Below are 16,271 nucleotides of genomic sequence, written 5' to 3'. Positions count from 1 at the left end.
CCTCCATCGCGGCGGGCTTGAGCGCCGGAGCGGCCGTTTGCACGGGGGCGTGTGCGACCTGAGATGCGCAGGGGTCCGTGCTGGCCGATTGTGATAGCCGATTGTGCTGGCCGATTGTGCGCAGCGTTGCGTCGGTCAGCGGCCAGGCCTGCAGAGTGGCCGGCGGGCCCTCACAGTGGAGGCTGCATGGGCGCTTCACGTGCAACCCTGCTCTTACCGGCCCTCCCCGCCAGCTCGCGCTACTCGCCCTGCAGATCCCATCCTGGCGCCACGCGATCGGCGTGCTGCAACAGCGCCAGCACCTGCGCATGCAACGCTGGATCACCACAGGCCACCACACAGCCGCCGTGCTGCGCCGAGCCGCCGTCCCAGGCGGTCATCACCCCGCCCGCGCCTTCGATGATCGGCATCAAGGCCTGCACGTCATACGGTTGCAGGCTGGCCTCGACGATCACGTCGACAAAGCCGCTGGCCAGCATGCAGTAGGCGTAGCAGTCGCCTCCATAGCGCAGCATCCGCGCCTTGCCGGCGACCCGCTCGAATGCCGCTTTCTGCTTGGCGTTCTCGAACATGTCGGGGGTGGTGCACATCAGCGAGGCGGCGCCGAGATCAGCGCAGGCACGGGTTTTCAATGGGCGGTCACCGAGCCAGGCGGCGTCACCGGTGCCGATGAAGCGCTCGCCGGTGAACGGCTGGTTCATCACCCCGAGCACCGGGCGCTCACCGTCGTTCAGCGCGATCAGCGTGCCCCACAGCGGCAGACCGGTAATGAAGGCGCGAGTGCCATCGATGGGGTCGAGCACCCACGTCAATGGGCTGCTGCCTCTGGCCACGCCATGTTCTTCACCGAGAATGCCGTGGGACGGGTAGCGCGCCTGGATCAGCGTACGCATGGCATCTTCGGCGGCTTTGTCCGCGACGGTGACCGGGTCGTAGATTCGCCCGCCCTTGTCCTCGACCGACAGGCTGGCGCGGAAGTACGGCTCGATTGCCGCGGCAGCCGCATCGGCCAGGGTCAGGGCAAAGGCGCGGAATTCGCCCATCTGTTCGGCGTTCAAGGGCATGGCGGCGGGGCCTCAGGTGCAGGAAAGGGGCTGGCATGATACCGCACGCCCTGCCCCCACGCAGCCACGCTGCGGTCAGCGAATCTGGTGCTTGTGCAGCAGCCGGTAGAAGGTCGGTCGCGACACGCCGAGCACCTTCGCGGCAACGCTGAGGTTGTCACTGTGGCGGTTGAGCACATCGCACAGAGCCTGGCGTTCTGCGCGGTGCTTGTAGTCTTCCAATGTGCCGAACAGCTGCACGTCCTGCTCAGCGGCTTCCAGGCCGAGGTCCTGCGCCTCGATCTGCCGCCCTTCGGCCAGCACCAGTCCGCGGCGTACCCGATTGGCCAGCTCGCGCACGTTGCCTGGCCAATCGTGGTGGCCCATGGCCGACAGCGCGCTGTCGCTGAACGAGCGCGGTCGGCGGCCGGTTTCCAGGCTGTAGAAGTGGGCAAAGTGGCTGGCCAGCATCGACAGGTCGCCATGCCGGTCGCGCAGCGGCGCGGTTGCGACCTGCAGCACGTTCAGGCGGTAATAGAGGTCTTCACGAAAGCGCCCGCGCTCGATGGCCTTTTCCAGATCAACGTGGGTGGCTGCCAGGACCCGCACATCCACCGCAATCGGCTGGCTGCCGCCGACCCGTTCGATGTGTTTCTCCTGTAGAAAGCGCAGCAGATTGGCCTGCAGTTCGAGCGGCAGGTCGCCAATTTCATCGAGAAACAGCGTGCCGCCATGGGCCGCTTCGATGCGCCCGACCTTGCGCTGGTGCGCGCCGGTGAAAGCGCCCTTTTCATGGCCGAACAGTTCGGATTGGATCAGGTGCTCCGGAATCGCCCCACAGTTGATGGCCACGAACGGTTTGTCGCTGCGCTGCGACTGCCGATGCAGGGTTTTGGCCACCAGCTCCTTGCCGGTGCCGCTTTCGCCGCGGATCAGCACCGGTGACTCGGTGGGCGCCAGTTTGCCGAGCAGCTTGCGCAGCTCACGAATCGGGCGGCTATCCCCGAGCAGCTCATGGTCAGGCAGGTCTAAGGTCGGCGCGCCCTTGCCGCGCAGCCGCGCCATGCCGAACGCGCGGCCCAGGGTGACCTGCACGCGCGACACATCGAAGGGCAGCGTGTGGAAATCGAAAAACCACTCGCAAACGAAGTCGCCGACGTTCTGTGTGCGCAGCTCCTCGGCGCTGAGCACGGCGATCCATTCAGTGTTGCTACGCTTGATGAGGTCTTTCACCGCGTCCGGATGGCGCAGGTGCGAGCCCTGCAGGCGCAGCACGCCAATGTCGCAAGGGTGTTCCAGGGCCGTGGCCAGGGTCGAGCTGCTCACCTCCCACCCTGCGCTGCGCAGGCCAGGGAGCAGGCGGTGACAGTCATCACAGGGGTCAACGATGAGCAAGCGGCGCAGCGGCGCAGGTTCTGACATGACTGTTCCTTGGCGTCAAATAATAGTTTTCCGAATGGAAACAGATAGTTGCGACGCCGGAAGTAAAGGTAGCAACTGGTGTGCAAACACCCATGACCGTCTGTCTGCCAATTTCCCGTCGATTTCACTTGTTCCGGAATTTTATAGCGCAACTGACGTCACACGGCCGTGCTTATAAAACGCCGCCCATTACAGGCAAAAAAAGTTTTCACAAATGTGTGACTCATTCACTACCGGCGGGCATCAGTACAAGTAACCCCGCGTGGCAGCGTCTTTTACTGGACTGCCGTGCGGACCTACTTTCGCAGTACAGGAATCTAGAGAGAGCTACCCATGAACGCCCCGCTCCGTGTCAACGAAGCACTGCTGATCGCCGACCACGCTTTCGAGCCCTTCCAGTGTGTAGCCTGGGATGCGCCAAATGGAACTGGAGAGCTGAGCCTGGCGGTGATCGACCGGACCAACACGCGTATCGGCAGCAAACAAGTGTCGTCGCGTACCTATTCCGACCCTGCCCAATGGGCCAGCCTGATCGAAGAAGTACGTGCTGAACTGAACGACAAGGGTTATGACCTGCAGCCATGGTCGATGCCTAAGTAACGGTTTCTGTTGGCCGTTAAGCAATTATCAAATCCGCCCGCTCGAGCATTGATGCACGCGGGTGGATTTTTTATCGAAGCCTCCCTTTCTTTATTTGAACCTTACATGACGCATGTATAAGCGCCGTGCGAGGTTTCCATCACGTCTGCTATGCACCGCAAGAGTGATGAACATCACGGTATGGAGTTTTACAACATGGACGCTATTACCTGCACGTGCCTTGAAGAGGTTCGCCAACATATCGACCGCATCGACTGCGACCTAGTGGCACTGCTGGCCGAACGGGGCGGCTTTGTTACTCAAGCCGCCGCTTTCAAGAAGACCACCGACGATGTACGCGCCCCGGCGCGGGTCGAGCAGGTGATTGCCAAGGTGCGGGCGCTGGCCGAGGCCAGTGGTGCATCGCCGACGGTGGTCGAGGCCGTGTACCGGGCGATGATCGCCGCGTTCATCGAGGATGAGCTGAACACCCACGCCGCGCTGAGCACCACCGCCTGAGGATGTGACAGCTTCAGCAGCCCCAGCCCAGCGACCTGCGCTGCGACTGACGTCACGCTGCCGGCGCCGTCGGGGCTAGCCGGAGGGCCGGGCAGCGACGCGTACCGCCCGATAAAAACGCGTTTTCAGCCCCCGACCCCCGGCAGCATCAGGCCTCATTCGTGTCGCCCATCGACCTTTCCGGGCCTTGTGACAGAATTTTTCCATTCCCTTCCAGTCCATTAGACTCACCTCCACGCCTCAACGACCCGCGCAGACCACGTCATGGACAAGTACGCCCCCCGCCAGTGGCAAGAGCATGAACGACCGGTGCTGCCCGGCTCGCCGTCCACGCCGTTGCACGCACCGAGCAAGCGGCTGGCCTATGGCATCGTCGGCCTGCTGGTGGCAATCACCGGCGGGCTGGGCAATGCGCTGGTCACCGCCAACCTGGTGTTTCTGCAAGGCGCGCTGGGCGCAACCACCGCCGAGATGGCCTGGCTGCCGGCCGCCTATGTGATGACCAACGTGTCGATGAACCTGCTGCTGGTGAAATTTCGTCAGGAGTTCGGCCTGCGTGCGTTCACCGAAGTGTTCCTGGTGCTCTACGCGCTGGTGACCTTCGCCCACCTGTTCGTCAATGACCTGAATTCCGCCGTGGCGGTGCGTGCGGCCCACGGCATGGTGGGTGCGGCGCTGAGCTCGCTGGGGCTGTACTACATGATCCAGGCGTTTCCGGCCAAATGGCGGTTGCGTGCCATGGTGCTGGGCCTGGGCGCTTCACAGCTGGCCTTGCCGCTGGCGCGGGTGTTCTCCGAAGACCTGCTGCAGATCGCCGAATGGCGCGGTCTGTACCTGTTTGAGCTGGGGCTGGCGGTCACCGCACTGGGCTGCGTGCTGATGCTGAAGTTGCCGCCCGGCGACCGCTTCAAGACTTTCGAGCCACTGGACTTTCTGACGTTCTCGCTGATGGCCGGCGGCACCGCGCTGCTCTGCGCCGCGCTGTCGCTGGGGCGCATCGAGTGGTGGCTGGAAACGCCATGGATCGGCATCGCTCTGGCCGCCTCCATTGCGCTGATCTGCAGTGGCCTGGCGATCGAGCACAACCGCCGCAACCCGTTGCTGATGACCCGCTGGCTGGGCAGCGCGGCGGTGATCCGCCTGGCGCTGTGCGTGATCCTGATTCGCATGGTCACCTCCGAGCAGTCCACCGGCGCGGTGGGCTTTTTGCAGGCGCTGAACATGGGCAGTGAGCAGATGCGCTCGCTGTACGCAATCATGCTGCTCGGCGCAGTGGCGGGGCTGGCCACCAGCGCGCTGACCATCAACCCCTCGCACCTGATCTGGCCGTTGTTCATCTCGGTCGCGGCCATGGCGGCGGGCGCCTTCATGGACAGTACTTCAAGCAACCTCACGCGCCCGGCGCAGATGTACGTCAGCCAGTTCCTGCTGGCCTTTGGCGGCACCTTCTTCCTCGGCCCGTGCATGGTCTTGGGCATCAGCCACGTGCGCGCCAACCCGCGCAACCTGGTGAGCTTTTCCGTGCTGTTCGGGATCTGCAACAACCTCGGCGGGCTGATCGGCGCGGCGCTGCTGGGCACGTTTCAGATCTGGCGCGAGAAATTCCATTCCAGCCAGATCACCGAGCGCCTCAGCGCCTTCGACCCGCTGGTGGCGGCACGTGTGCAAAGTGGCGGTGCCAGTTATGCCGGGCAGCTCGCCGATCCGGGGCTGCGCACCGAGATCGGTACGCGCTTGCTGGCCAACGCCGCCACCCGCGAAGCCAATGTGCTGGCCTACAACGATGTGTTCATGCTGATCGGGGGCATCGCCCTGTTGACCATGGCGTGGATTTTCCTGCGCAGCCTGTGGGTCTGGTACTCGGCCCGCCGCACGCCTTCCTCCTCTTCCACTGCCGGTGCCTCGACCCAATGACCCAGGAAACCCCTTCGACCACCACCACCGCCCTGGCCGAAACCCCGGAGGGCAAAGCGCCGCCCAGCGAGCCGGAAAACCCCTCCGGCACGCGCCGCGTGCGCCTGCTGTCGACCCTGGTGTTCGCCGCCATCGCCTTGGCCGGTGTGCTGCTGGTGCTCTATGCCTGGCGCCTGCCGCCGTTCAGCAGCCCTATCGAGAGCACCGAGAACGCGTTGGTCAAGGGTCAGGTGACGACCATTGGCCCACAACTGGCCGGCTACATCGTCGAGGTGCCGGTGCACGACTTCCAGTTCGTCAAGGCCGGCGATCTGCTGGTGCGTCTGGACGACCGCATCTACCGTCAGCGCCTGGCCCAGGCCATTGCCCAACAGCAGCAACAGGAAGCGGCCCTGGCCAACAACCTGCAGCAGCGCCACAGCGCCGAAGCCACCATCGCCCAGCGCCAGGCAGCGATCAACGACGCCGCCGCCCAGCGCGACAAGGCCAAGGCCGACCTGCGCCGCAATCAGGCTCTGGTCAGCGATGGCTCGGTGTCGCGCCGTGAGTTCGACATCACCCGCGCCGCCGCCGCGCAGGCGCAGGCCAGTGTGGCCCAGGCCCAGGCAGCCCTGGAAATCGCCCGGCAAGACCTGCAATCGGTGATCGTCAACCGAGGTTCCTTGGAAGCGGCCGTGGAGAACGCCAAGGCCAGCGTCAACCTGGCGCGCATCGATCTGGACAATACCCGCGTCATAGCCCCGCGCGACGGCCAGCTGGGCCAGATCGGCACGCGCCTGGGTGCGTACGTGAATTCCGGTGCGCAACTGATGGCGCTGGTGCCTGACACTCTGTGGGTGATCGCCAACCTGAAGGAAACGCAGATGGCCGATGTGCGCATTGGCCAGAAGGTCAGCTTCACCGTCGATGCCCTCAACCACCGCAAGCTGACGGGCCATGTCGAGCAGATCGCCCCAGCCACTGGCTCGGAATTCGCACTGCTGCAGGCCGACAACGCCACCGGCAACTTCGTCAAGATCGCCCAGCGCATTCCGGTGCGCATCACGGTCGACGCCGACCAGGCCGACGCCAAGCGCCTGCGCCCCGGCATGTCGGTGGTGGTGAGCATCGACACGGCGCAGTAACGGGTGGGTCTCGCGTCAAAGGAATGACTATAATGCGAGCCCTTTTTCTGACCCCATTGTGACCATGATCAAGCTGTTATCTGCGTTAACCCTTACGTTTGCTGTCGCTTTCCCCACTTTCGCCAGCCCGCCCGATACGTTCACCCAAGCCAAGGTGGTGGCCAAGGAAAAGGTCTACCTCGACCAGGCCAGCAGCGCCACGGGTGATTTGTACTGCGGCTGCAAGTGGCAATGGGTGGGCAAGTCCGGCGGACGGATCGACCCGGCTTCGTGCGGCTACACCACCCGTAAACAGGCCAATCGCGCCGAGCGCACCGAGTGGGAACATATCGTCCCGGCCTGGACCTTCGGCCACCAGCGCCAATGCTGGCAGAACGGCGGACGCAAGCAATGTGTCGATAACGACCCGGTGTTCCGCGCCATGGAAGCCGACCTGTTCAACCTCTACCCTGCGGTAGGCGAAGTGAACGGCGACCGCAGCAACTTCAACTACGGCATGACCTCGGGCGTGGCCCCGCAGTACGGTCAGTGCAAGACCCGCATCGACTTTCAGCAGCGCACCGCAGAGCCGCGCGACGAGGTCAAAGGCCTGGTGGCGCGCACCACGTTCTACATGTTCGATCGCTACAAACTGAACATGTCCAACCAGCAGCAACGCCTGCTGATGGCCTGGGACAAACAGTTCCCGGTCAATGCCTGGGAGAAGGAGCGTGACCGCCGCATCAGCGCGATCATGGGCCACGGCAACCCGTTCGTGAGCGGTGCGCGGCAGTGGAGCCAGGGTTACAAGCCGGTGGGCGATGGCGTGGGGGCAACGGTTGCCAGCACAGCGAAAGCCTCGGCCAGCGCCGTTGCCGGCAAACCCTCGGGTTCAGCCGGTGGCACCATCGTCGGCAACCGCAACAGCCACGTGTATCACCTGCCCACTGGCTGCCCGAGCTACTCGCAGGTCGGCGCCAAGAACCGCATCAGCTTCGAGTCCGAAGCGCAGGCGCAGGCCGAGGGTTATCGCAAGGCCGGTAACTGCCGCTGATCGAGGTATCCGGAAGTCGTTGACCCCTACACCCTGTGGAGCGGCTATTGCCGCGATGGGCGGCAAAGCCGCCCAGGGCTGCGACCCCTGTTTACCCGTAATCTTGGGTGCCTGAATCAGGCCGGCTGCGCCGGCCATCGCGGCAATAGCCGCCTGCAGGACCGTGTGCGTTCCAGGTGATACGCACGTGCGAGCGGCCAGCCCGGCGTTTCGGTCAATCGCAATGGGCTCATAGGACGCCCGAAGGAGTGCAACGGGCATCAACGGACTGGCGTTACCTCTGAAGCGCCGCGTCCTTGCCAAGGGACTGCACCTGCCAGGCGGCCAGTGGCAGCGGCGGCCGCTGATCGAAGATCCGCTGCCATAACAGCCCCAGCATTTGCCGGTCGAACATGGCGCGGGCACTGTTGCCCGGCCAGCGCGACGGCTGCACTGGCTGCCACTGGCCCTGCGCATCACGCCGGGCCATGAGGAAGCGGAAGTTGTAGTCGCTCGGCATGCCCATGCGCAGGTCGCTGACCACCAGCGCATCGCCAATGATGTCGTAGCGCAGCCAGTCGCCAGTAAACCAGCGCAAACGTTCGTGCAGCGGCACGCCCGCCAGGGGTTGCGCGGCGTCCAGGTGCAAGGCCTGGCGCTGCATTTCCGGGGGCGCCGTGTCCAGCAGGCTGCTCACCCCTTCGTAGTAGTGGCCGTCCGGGGTCTTGGCCATCACCCGCCAGAGCAGGGTATTGAACGCCATCGGCACGGCGCGCACGTGGCTGTGGGCAATCCCTTGGGCGTCCAGGGCTGCGGCAAAGCGCTGCTCACTCACCAGGCGCCCGGCAATCCCGCAACCCAGGTACAAGGTGCTGAACACCAGCGCGGCGGCGAGCCAGCGCCGCGCACCCTCGCCCACCCCGCGCACGCCGGCATAGACCACCGTCAGCAGCAGCGGCACGCTGTACAGCGGATCGATGATGAACACCCCCGCCCAACTCTGCGGCGTGACCTGCAGCGGCCAGAGCAGCTGGGTCCCGTAGACGGTGAAGGCATCGAGCAATGGATGGGTCACCAGCACCAGCCAGAACGTCAACATCAGCCGTGGCCAGCGATAGCCGTGGTCGGGCCAACGCCATCGGGCCAGCGCCGTGACCAGGGTCGAGAGCGCCAACCCCAGCGCGGTCAGCACGAACAGTGAGTGGGAAAAACCGCGGTGGTAGGTCATTTGCGACACGGGGTCGGCGTAGTGCACGAACACATCGAGGTCCGGCACGGTGGCCAGCACGGCGCCATAGACCAGCGCGCGGCGGCCCTGAATACGGCCCAGCAGCGAGCCTTGCAATGCAGCGCCCAGCAGGGCTTGGGTGATCGAATCCATGGAGCGACAGTTCCTGAAGAGACGGCGGGCACGCTACTGGGATCAGGCGCCGATGGCAAAATTCCACGCCAAGTGCGGGATCGGTGAATCGGCGCGCCTGCCCAAGCAGGCGAGGTGCAGAGCACAGCAGGGGCGGCACGCAACGCACTGAGGCGCTGCCTCGAGGGATGCACATCCCGGTCCCCGCACCCGTACAGGGCGTAATGTGCGGTGCCTGGTGCCTGGTGCCTGGTGCCTGGTGCATCCGAGCGTCGAGGGCCACGGGCTCGCCGTACGGCGGTGAACAGGCACAGGGCAATCTCGCGGTCTTGGCGCAGTTGCCGCGGCCCCGGCCAGCGCTGCGGTGGAACTCCCAGGCGAGCCGCGTCCTCTGAACCCACGACACCTTGATGAGTTCTGGCGACCCGCCCTTGCGCACACCTCTGCGCCAGCGCGCGCGCCGCCTGCCTGGGAGCTTCGCCCTGATGAACGACGCCAACCTGATCCAAGCCAGCCATGGCACTCCCTGGCACCAATGGCAGCACTGCGCGCACCTGGCCCGCGCCGCGTGGATCGACCCGCAGCAACTGTGCCCGCCAGGCCGGCGTCTGGTGCTGGTGGCGCCGCATCCGGACGATGAAGTGCTGATGGCTGGCGGGCTGCTGACCAGCTTCCATGGCCGTGAAGACGACCTGCTGCTGATCTCGGCCACTGACGGCGAAGGCAGCCACCCGGGGTCCGAGGCGTGGAGCGAGCGACGCCTGCGCCATCAGCGGCCACTGGAAAGCCGGCATGCCCTGCAGGCGCTGAACCTTGACCTCAACCGCCTCGACTGGCGACGCCTGAACCTCAAGGACGGCGGCGTGCAACGCGATGAAGCCTACCTGGTCAACCACTTGAGCCAGTTGCTCAAGCCCGATGACATCCTGATGGTGCCGTGGCGCGGCGACGGCCACACCGATCACGAAGCTGTCGGCCGCGCCGGCGCGCAAGCCGCCCAGGCCCGTGGTGCGCAGCTGCTCGAAGTGCCGGTCTGGGCCTGGCATTGGGCTGGCCCAGACGATACCCGCCTGCCGTGGGAACGCGCCCGGCGCATCCCGCTCGACGAAGCAAGCCTGGCGCGCAAACGCCAAGCCATTCAGGCCCACACCAGCCAGCTCAGCGAAGACGACGGCCGCCCGCCCGTCGTGCCGGCGCATTTGTTGGAGTGTGTGTTGCAGCCGTTCGAGTTGGTCTTTGTGTGAAGTGCCTGGCTCAGCCCGGGACGACGCAGGCCAATCCAGTCAATCAAGCCGAATGAAATCCGCTGGGGGCGCCTTGCGGCGCATCGCGGCTAACCGGCGCCCCGCCCCCCGCTAGCGTTCACGGCGCTTTACCCACCCCTCGCATCGCGCGCTTGATCCGGCATCACCACCTGATTCAGGTCGATAGGGCGGAAATCCGGCTTGGCCCCCAGCCGGGCATTGAAACGTGCATTGAAGGTAAACGGGTCCTGGGTCGGGACATCCAGCGGCTGGCCGTACATCGCCGTCACCCCCGTGCGCTCGTAGCCCATCAGCAACAGCAGCGTGGGGAAGATGTTGTAGTGGCTCGAAGCGTTACGGTTCTGTGCCAGGTGGGCTTTCCAGTCGAGCGTGTGCAGGCCCTCTCCTTGCAGCACCAGCAGCGGCACCAGGCCTTCCTCGGCCATGGGGTCGCTGTCGCAGTGCGTGTTCAGGCCGGGATTGCCGCGCTCGTGCAGGTCCTGGCCGTGATCGGAGGTGTAGATCAGCACGGTATTGCTCAGGTCGCCCTGGCTGAGCAGCCGGTTGAAGAATTCCCCCACGTTCCACAGCAGCGTGTTGCGGTAGGCGTTGCGATAGCGCAGCCAGTCTTGCGTGCCGCCGTCGAAGCCCGTGCGATCGCCCGTGTCGCCGACGTTGGCGAACTGTCCACGCGGCAACGCCGGGGTGTAATGCATGAAGGCGTCCGGGTATTTGTCATGCACCGGGAAATGCGCCCCCACCTTGTTGATGACGATCAGTTGCGGCGTCGGGCTCTTCAGTAGCGCCACCAGTTGCGCGACGCCGGCCATGTCGCGCTGCTGTACCGGGGCGTCATCGAATTGCACGAACTGGTCGATGTCGCGCTGCTCGGTGGCGGTCATCAGGTTCTGCAGGGCGCCGCCCGTGCGCTGCCCATCGATGTAGACGGTGCGCAAGCCGGCGGCCTTGGCGTACTGCCAGATCGACGGCTGGGTACTGTTGATGCGCAGGTAATCGGCGCGGGTGCCGCCATAGCGCAGGGTTACGTTGGTGTCGGCGCTACAGTTGGCCACCGAGGCCGCATAGCCGAAATTGATCAGTTGCACACCGGGCAGGCGCCCGGCCAAGTGGCTGCTGATACCGCCTGGGGTGTTGATGTCCAGGTAGTTGCCGGCAATGCTTTCGTCGATCACCAGCACGATGTGCTGCGCTGCCGGTGCCTGCGGCCGCGCCAGGCTCACCGCCTGGCGCGGGCCGACGCTGTCGTGCAGGCTCTCGTAGCCGAACAGCGTGAGGTAGGCCAGCGGCGTGTACATCACTGGCAAGCCGCGCGCGCCCTCCCCGGCGCGCACGAACAGCACCCCGATCAGCAGCAACAGCGCCAGCGCCGGTGCCAGTGCCGGCAACCCGCGCGGCAGGCGCGGCGCCAACGGCGGGCGCAGGCCGATACCGACCACCAGCAGCAGCGCCTTGCCCAGCGCCACGCCAATGGCCGCCCCGTACTGCTGCAGCGCCTCCTCGATGAAGCCACCGGCATACACCATCGACACGAAAGCGCTGTAGGTCAGGTAGCTGTCGGTGATCCGCCCATAGGCATCGAACATCGCCGCACTGGCGCCGAAGGTCAGGGCCAGCGCCCAGCGCAGCGGCGCCGGCCGGGTCCAGGCGCCCAGCAGCAACGCTAGCGTCAACACCATGAACAGGCCCGCGTACAGCAGCAGTGGCACCCCTGCGCCCAACCCCTCCAGACGCTCGCGGTAGTCACTGTGAAACGACGCCAGATACACCACCAACAACAGCCATTTGATCCATGTACGCATGATGTCGAGCACTCCGGTCACAGGTTTTCACTGCAACCGTAGCACCGTTGAAACAATTCACAAGGTGGAAAACGTCAAGATACCGGCGATATCACATCGCCTTATTCTGGCGTTCCCAAAACCACTTAGCGGGCCTGTCTATCAGGCGGTACCGCGCATAATCAATCACTTACGACCGTTCATCCGATTGGATTCCGATGACCGCCATTCAGTTGTCGCGCTAAGTCACGGATACAAAAGGGATTGATGGCCAAGTGCCAAACGGCCAGGCGATGTAACTGCGACGAAACATGCCATTGCTTTGACGCATTCTCCGCGGCCTGCGCTATAAACCTTCCACGTCGCTGTTTCATCTTTCTTACTCAACCCTGAGGCACGCCGGCATGGACGTGAGCGTTTTTGGTAGTGGTTACGTGGGCCTGGTCCAAGCGGTGGCCCTGGCGGATGTGGGTCACCGGGTACTGTGCGTCGATGTCGACACGCACAAGATTTCGCAACTGAGCCAAGGCGTGCCGCCGATCAGCGAGCCAGGGCTGTCGGAGTTGCTCGAAGACAACCTGCAGGCCGGACGCCTGTCGTTCAGCACCCAGGCCAGCGATGCGGTGGCCCACGCCGAGCTGCTGTTCATCGCGGTTGGCACCCCGCCCGATGAAGACGGCTCGGCCGACCTCAGTCACGTGCTGGAAGTCACCCGGCAGATCGCCGCGCTGATGACCAGCAACCGCACCGTGATCATCAAGTCCACCGTGCCGGTGGGTACCGCCGACCAGGTCAAGGCACTGGCGCTCGACGAACTGCGCCGCCTGGGCAAAGGCGAGCTGAGCGTGAGCGTGGTCTCCAACCCCGAGTTTCTCAAGGAAGGCAGCGCCCTGGCTGACTGCATGCGCCCCGACCGGATCATCGTTGGCAGCGACGACGACCGGGCCGGCGACCTGCTGGGCGAGCTGTATGCGCCGTTCAGCCGCAGCCGGGAAAAACTGATGTTCATGGACAACCGTAGCGCCGAGCTGACCAAGTACGCCGCCAACGCCATGCTCGCCACCCGCATCAGCTTCATGAACGAGCTGGCCAACCTCAGCGAACGCCTGGGGGCTGACATCGAAGCGGTGCGCCGAGGTATCGGCTCGGACCCACGCATCGGCTACCACTTCATCTACCCCGGCTGCGGCTTTGGCGGCTCGTGCTTCCCCAAGGACATCCGCGCCCTGCTGCACAGCGCCACCCAGAGCGGCATGCCGCTGCAGCTGCTGCAAAGCGTCAGCGACGTCAACGACCAGCAACGCCGGCTGCTCTTCGCCAAGCTCGCCAGGCACCTGGGCAAGCCCCTGGAGGGGGCGTCGATCGCGGTCTGGGGCCTGGCCTTCAAGCCCAACACCGACGACATGCGCGAAGCGCCCAGCCGCTACCTGATCGAAGCGCTATGGGCCGAGGGCGCCAACGTGCGCGCCTATGACCCGCAAGCCATGGACGAATGCCGCCGTTTGTACGGTTACCGCGCCGACCTGCACCTGTGCGCCACCCGCGACGACACCCTGCAGGACGCCGACGCTCTGGTGATCTGCACCGAATGGAAGCATTTTCGTGTCATCGACTTCGCCCTGTTGGCGAGCAAGCTGCGCAGCCGTCTGGTCATCGACGGGCGCAACCTCTATGACCCTGAGCAGATGGCTGCCCATGGCCTGCGCTACAGCGGCATCGGCCTGCGCCACGTCGCCCCGGTCAACGCATCATGAAAGTGCTGGTCACCGGCGTGGCCGGGTTCATCGGCGCCCACACCTGCCGCCGCTTGCTGCTCGACGGCCACGACGTGCACGGTGTGGACAATTTCAACGACTACTACGACCCGGCCCTCAAGCATGCCCGCGTGCAGTGGGTACGGCGCGATGCCAGCACCAATGTGCTCAACGGTGTGTCGATCGGCCGCCTGACCCTCGACAGCCTGAACCTGGCCGACCGCAACGGCGTGGCCGGGCTGTTCGCCACCCAGCGCCCGGACGTGGTGGTGCACCTGGCCGCCCAGGCCGGGGTGCGTTACTCGCTGCAGAACCCGCACGCCTACCTGGACAGCAATCTGGCGGGCTTTCTCAATGTGCTCGAAGGCTGCCGGCGCAACCCGGTCAGCCACTTGCTCTATGCCTCGTCCAGTTCGGTGTATGGCGCCAACCAGCGCACGCCCTACCGCGTGCAGGAAGGCGCCGACCATCCGCTGTCGCTGTACGCCGCCACCAAGAAAGCCAACGAGGCCATGGCCCACAGCTACAGCCACCTGTACGGCGTGCCGTGCAGCGGTCTGCGTTTCTTCACCGTGTATGGGCCATGGGGCCGGCCTGACATGTCGCCGATGCTGTTCGCCCGCGCCATCAGCGAAGGCCGGCCGATCCAGCTGTTCAACGAGGGTCGACACCAGCGCGACTTCACCTACATCGACGACATCGTGGAAAGCCTGGTGCGCCTGATCCCACTGCCGCCACAGGCCAACCCCAGCTGGAACGCGCACACCCCGGACCCGGCCAGCAGCCAGGCGCCGTGGCGGCTGTACAACATCGGCGGGCAGCGACCGGTGCAACTGCTCGACTATGTCGCGCTGCTGGAAAAACACCTGCAGCGCGTTGCCCACATCGAGCTGCTGCCGCTGCAACCAGGCGACGTCCTGAGCACCTGCGCCGATGCCAGCGACCTGGCTCAGATCACCGGTTTCACCCCGCACACCTCACTCGACCAAGGGCTCGGGCGCTTCGTTGCCTGGTTCAAGAACCATTACTCACACAGCCCCTCGCCGAGCCCGGTACGCGAGCAGGCGGACCGCCGGAGGGTGTCATGAACAGCCAAACCCAGCGCATTGCCACCGAGCCACGCAAGCACGACAAGCGCCTGGACCCGGTCCACCGCCAGCGTATCGATGCGGCGATCCACAAGCAGGGCCGCGGTTGGTTCAGCGGGCGCCTGGGCGGGCGGCCCTGGACCTTGTCACGCACCAACCGCGTGCTCTCGTGCGGCGCCGCCCTGCTGCTGCTGACGCTGCTGTCGCCGCTGTTTCTGCTGTTGGCGGTGCTGATCAAGCGCTCCAGCGCCGGCCCGGTGTTTTTCGTGCAGCGGCGCACCGGTTACCGCGGACGCACCTTCGGCATGTACAAGTTCCGCACCATGGTGGCCAACGCCGAAGACCTGAAAGAGTCCTTGCGTCACCTCAACAAGCACGGCGCCGACTCCATCGACTTCAAGCTCGACCAGGACCCGCGCATCACCTCGGTGGGCGGCTGGCTGCGGCGCAGCAGCCTCGACGAGTTGCCCAACCTGATCAATGTGGTGATTGGCGACATGCGCCTGGTCGGCCCCCGGCCGACGTCGTTCAACGCCTACCGCTACCACGACAGCCACCTCGCGCGGCTGTCGATCCACCCCGGCATGACCGGCCTCTGGCAGATCTCCGGGCGCAGCAACATCGATTTCGACCAGCGCGTCGCACTCGACCTCAGTTACATCAACGAACAGAGCCTGATGCTGGACCTGAAGATCCTGCTCAAGACTCCTTTCACAGTCTTCACTGGCCACGGAGCAAGTTGAGATGGACGGTTCGACATCATCGAGAAGCCTGAGCATCGCCACCCCCAGCGAAACCAACCTGACCGCCACCGTGCTCGACCTGGAGCAGCGAACGCTGCTGCTGACCGCCGCCAACAGCGGCGGCGGCACCAGCACCAGTGCACTGGCGTTTGCCAGCCAGTTGGCACTGATGAGTGCTGGCAACGTGTTGCTGGTCGACGGCAGCCCGAGCACCAACAACCTCAGCCAGCAATTGGGCCTGGGCAAGCTGCGCGGCTTCAGCGACCTGCTGTTCGACCACGACACACCACCGCTGCTGCAAGACAGCCTGGTGCGCTTGTCCGACCAGCCCTTCGACCTGCTGCCGGCAGGCAACTACCGCCGCGGCCGCGAGCGCCTGGACCCGGAGCAGTTGCGCGCGCTGTTGGCCCAGCTGAGCCGGCGTTACCGCTTCGTGGTGATCGACGGCGAGGCCGTCTACGCCAGCGCCGACAGCCTGGTGCTGGGCAGCCTGGTGGACGGTGTGATCCTGGTGGTCACCGCTGAACAGACCCGCCAGGAAGTGGCCCAGGCCGCGTTGCAGCGCCTGGCCCAGGCCGGCGCGACGGTCATTGGCAGCGTGTTCAACAAGCGCAAGTACTACATGCCCAAGTGGCTCTACGACCACCTCTAGGCCCGTACCCAGGAGCTT

The 16,271-nt window shown here is 65.1% G+C and carries 14 protein-coding genes; 10 read left to right on the top strand and 4 right to left on the bottom strand.

Annotated elements, in window-relative coordinates; genetic code table 11:
• Positions 1–239 precede the first annotated feature (239 nt).
• Entirely contained in the window at positions 240–1,064 is an 825-nt protein-coding gene (gene hisN, locus SJI00_RS07960) for a histidinol-phosphatase (protein WP_322461182.1), read from the bottom strand.
• Positions 1,065–1,139: 75 nt separating this feature from the next.
• Entirely contained in the window at positions 1,140–2,465 is a 1,326-nt protein-coding gene (locus tag SJI00_RS07955) for a sigma-54 dependent transcriptional regulator (RefSeq protein ID WP_322461181.1), read from the bottom strand.
• 333 nt (positions 2,466–2,798) lie between these two features.
• Here SJI00_RS07955 and SJI00_RS07950 point away from each other — a divergent pair, with 333 nt between their 5' ends.
• From SJI00_RS07950 to SJI00_RS07930, 5 genes are all read left to right on the top strand, one after another.
• The gene (locus tag SJI00_RS07950; protein WP_322461180.1) at positions 2,799–3,065 is read left to right on the top strand and encodes a hypothetical protein; all 267 of its coding nucleotides are present in this window, start codon (positions 2,799–2,801) and stop codon (positions 3,063–3,065) included.
• 195 nt (positions 3,066–3,260) lie between these two features.
• Entirely contained in the window at positions 3,261–3,563 is a 303-nt protein-coding gene (locus tag SJI00_RS07945; protein ID WP_322461179.1) for a chorismate mutase, read from the top strand.
• Between the two features lie 264 nt (positions 3,564–3,827).
• Positions 3,828–5,477 carry an MFS transporter gene (locus tag SJI00_RS07940; protein ID WP_322461178.1) on the top strand — a complete coding sequence of 550 codons (1,650 nt, stop codon included), beginning with the start codon at positions 3,828–3,830 and terminating at the stop codon, positions 5,475–5,477.
• Positions 5,474–6,601 (top strand): HlyD family secretion protein, encoded by a 1,128-nt coding sequence (locus tag SJI00_RS07935; RefSeq protein WP_322461177.1) that lies wholly within the window; start codon positions 5,474–5,476, stop codon positions 6,599–6,601. The genes SJI00_RS07940 and SJI00_RS07935 overlap by 4 nt, the downstream gene beginning before the upstream one ends.
• Positions 6,602–6,665: 64 nt before the next feature.
• Complete coding sequence (locus SJI00_RS07930) at positions 6,666–7,634, top strand: endonuclease (RefSeq protein ID WP_322461372.1); 969 nt, start codon at positions 6,666–6,668, stop codon at positions 7,632–7,634.
• Positions 7,635–7,908: 274 nt separating this feature from the next.
• Here the strand turns inward: SJI00_RS07930 and SJI00_RS07925 are convergent, their stop codons facing one another.
• A complete protein-coding gene (locus SJI00_RS07925) occupies positions 7,909–8,994 on the bottom strand; it encodes a metal-dependent hydrolase (RefSeq protein ID WP_322461176.1) in 1,086 nt (361 codons plus the stop codon).
• A 464-nt stretch (positions 8,995–9,458) separates the two neighbouring features.
• Here SJI00_RS07925 and SJI00_RS07920 point away from each other — a divergent pair, with 464 nt between their 5' ends.
• Positions 9,459–10,217 (top strand): PIG-L deacetylase family protein, encoded by a 759-nt coding sequence (locus tag SJI00_RS07920; protein ID WP_322461371.1) that lies wholly within the window; start codon positions 9,459–9,461, stop codon positions 10,215–10,217.
• Positions 10,218–10,345: 128 nt separating this feature from the next.
• Here SJI00_RS07920 and SJI00_RS07915 read toward each other — a convergent pair whose 3' ends face one another.
• On the bottom strand, positions 10,346–12,037 hold the full coding sequence (locus tag SJI00_RS07915) for a sulfatase-like hydrolase/transferase (RefSeq protein WP_322461175.1): 1,692 nt from the start codon (positions 12,035–12,037) through the stop codon (positions 10,346–10,348).
• Positions 12,038–12,420: 383 nt separating this feature from the next.
• Here SJI00_RS07915 and SJI00_RS07910 point away from each other — a divergent pair, with 383 nt between their 5' ends.
• The 4 genes from SJI00_RS07910 to SJI00_RS07895 are packed head-to-tail and all read left to right on the top strand — an operon-like array spanning position 12,421 to position 16,253.
• Positions 12,421–13,770 (top strand): UDP-glucose dehydrogenase family protein, encoded by a 1,350-nt coding sequence (locus tag SJI00_RS07910; protein WP_322461174.1) that lies wholly within the window; start codon positions 12,421–12,423, stop codon positions 13,768–13,770.
• Positions 13,767–14,858 (top strand): NAD-dependent epimerase, encoded by a 1,092-nt coding sequence (locus SJI00_RS07905; RefSeq protein WP_322461173.1) that lies wholly within the window; start codon positions 13,767–13,769, stop codon positions 14,856–14,858. The genes SJI00_RS07910 and SJI00_RS07905 overlap by 4 nt, the downstream gene beginning before the upstream one ends.
• Positions 14,855–15,601 carry a sugar transferase gene (locus SJI00_RS07900; RefSeq protein WP_322461172.1) on the top strand — a complete coding sequence of 249 codons (747 nt, stop codon included), beginning with the start codon at positions 14,855–14,857 and terminating at the stop codon, positions 15,599–15,601. Before SJI00_RS07905 ends, SJI00_RS07900 begins: the two co-directional genes overlap by 4 nt.
• A 1-nt stretch (position 15,602) precedes the next feature.
• Positions 15,603–16,253 carry a CpsD/CapB family tyrosine-protein kinase gene (locus tag SJI00_RS07895; protein ID WP_322461171.1) on the top strand — a complete coding sequence of 217 codons (651 nt, stop codon included), beginning with the start codon at positions 15,603–15,605 and terminating at the stop codon, positions 16,251–16,253.
• Positions 16,254–16,271 lie beyond the last annotated feature (18 nt).

The sequence above is a fragment of the Pseudomonas gebzensis genome, assembly GCF_034427815.1.
Taxonomy (GTDB): Bacteria; Pseudomonadota; Gammaproteobacteria; order Pseudomonadales; family Pseudomonadaceae; genus Aquipseudomonas.
Note: the sequence above shows the minus strand (reverse complement) of the source record. Positions and strands in the feature narration are given on the sequence as shown.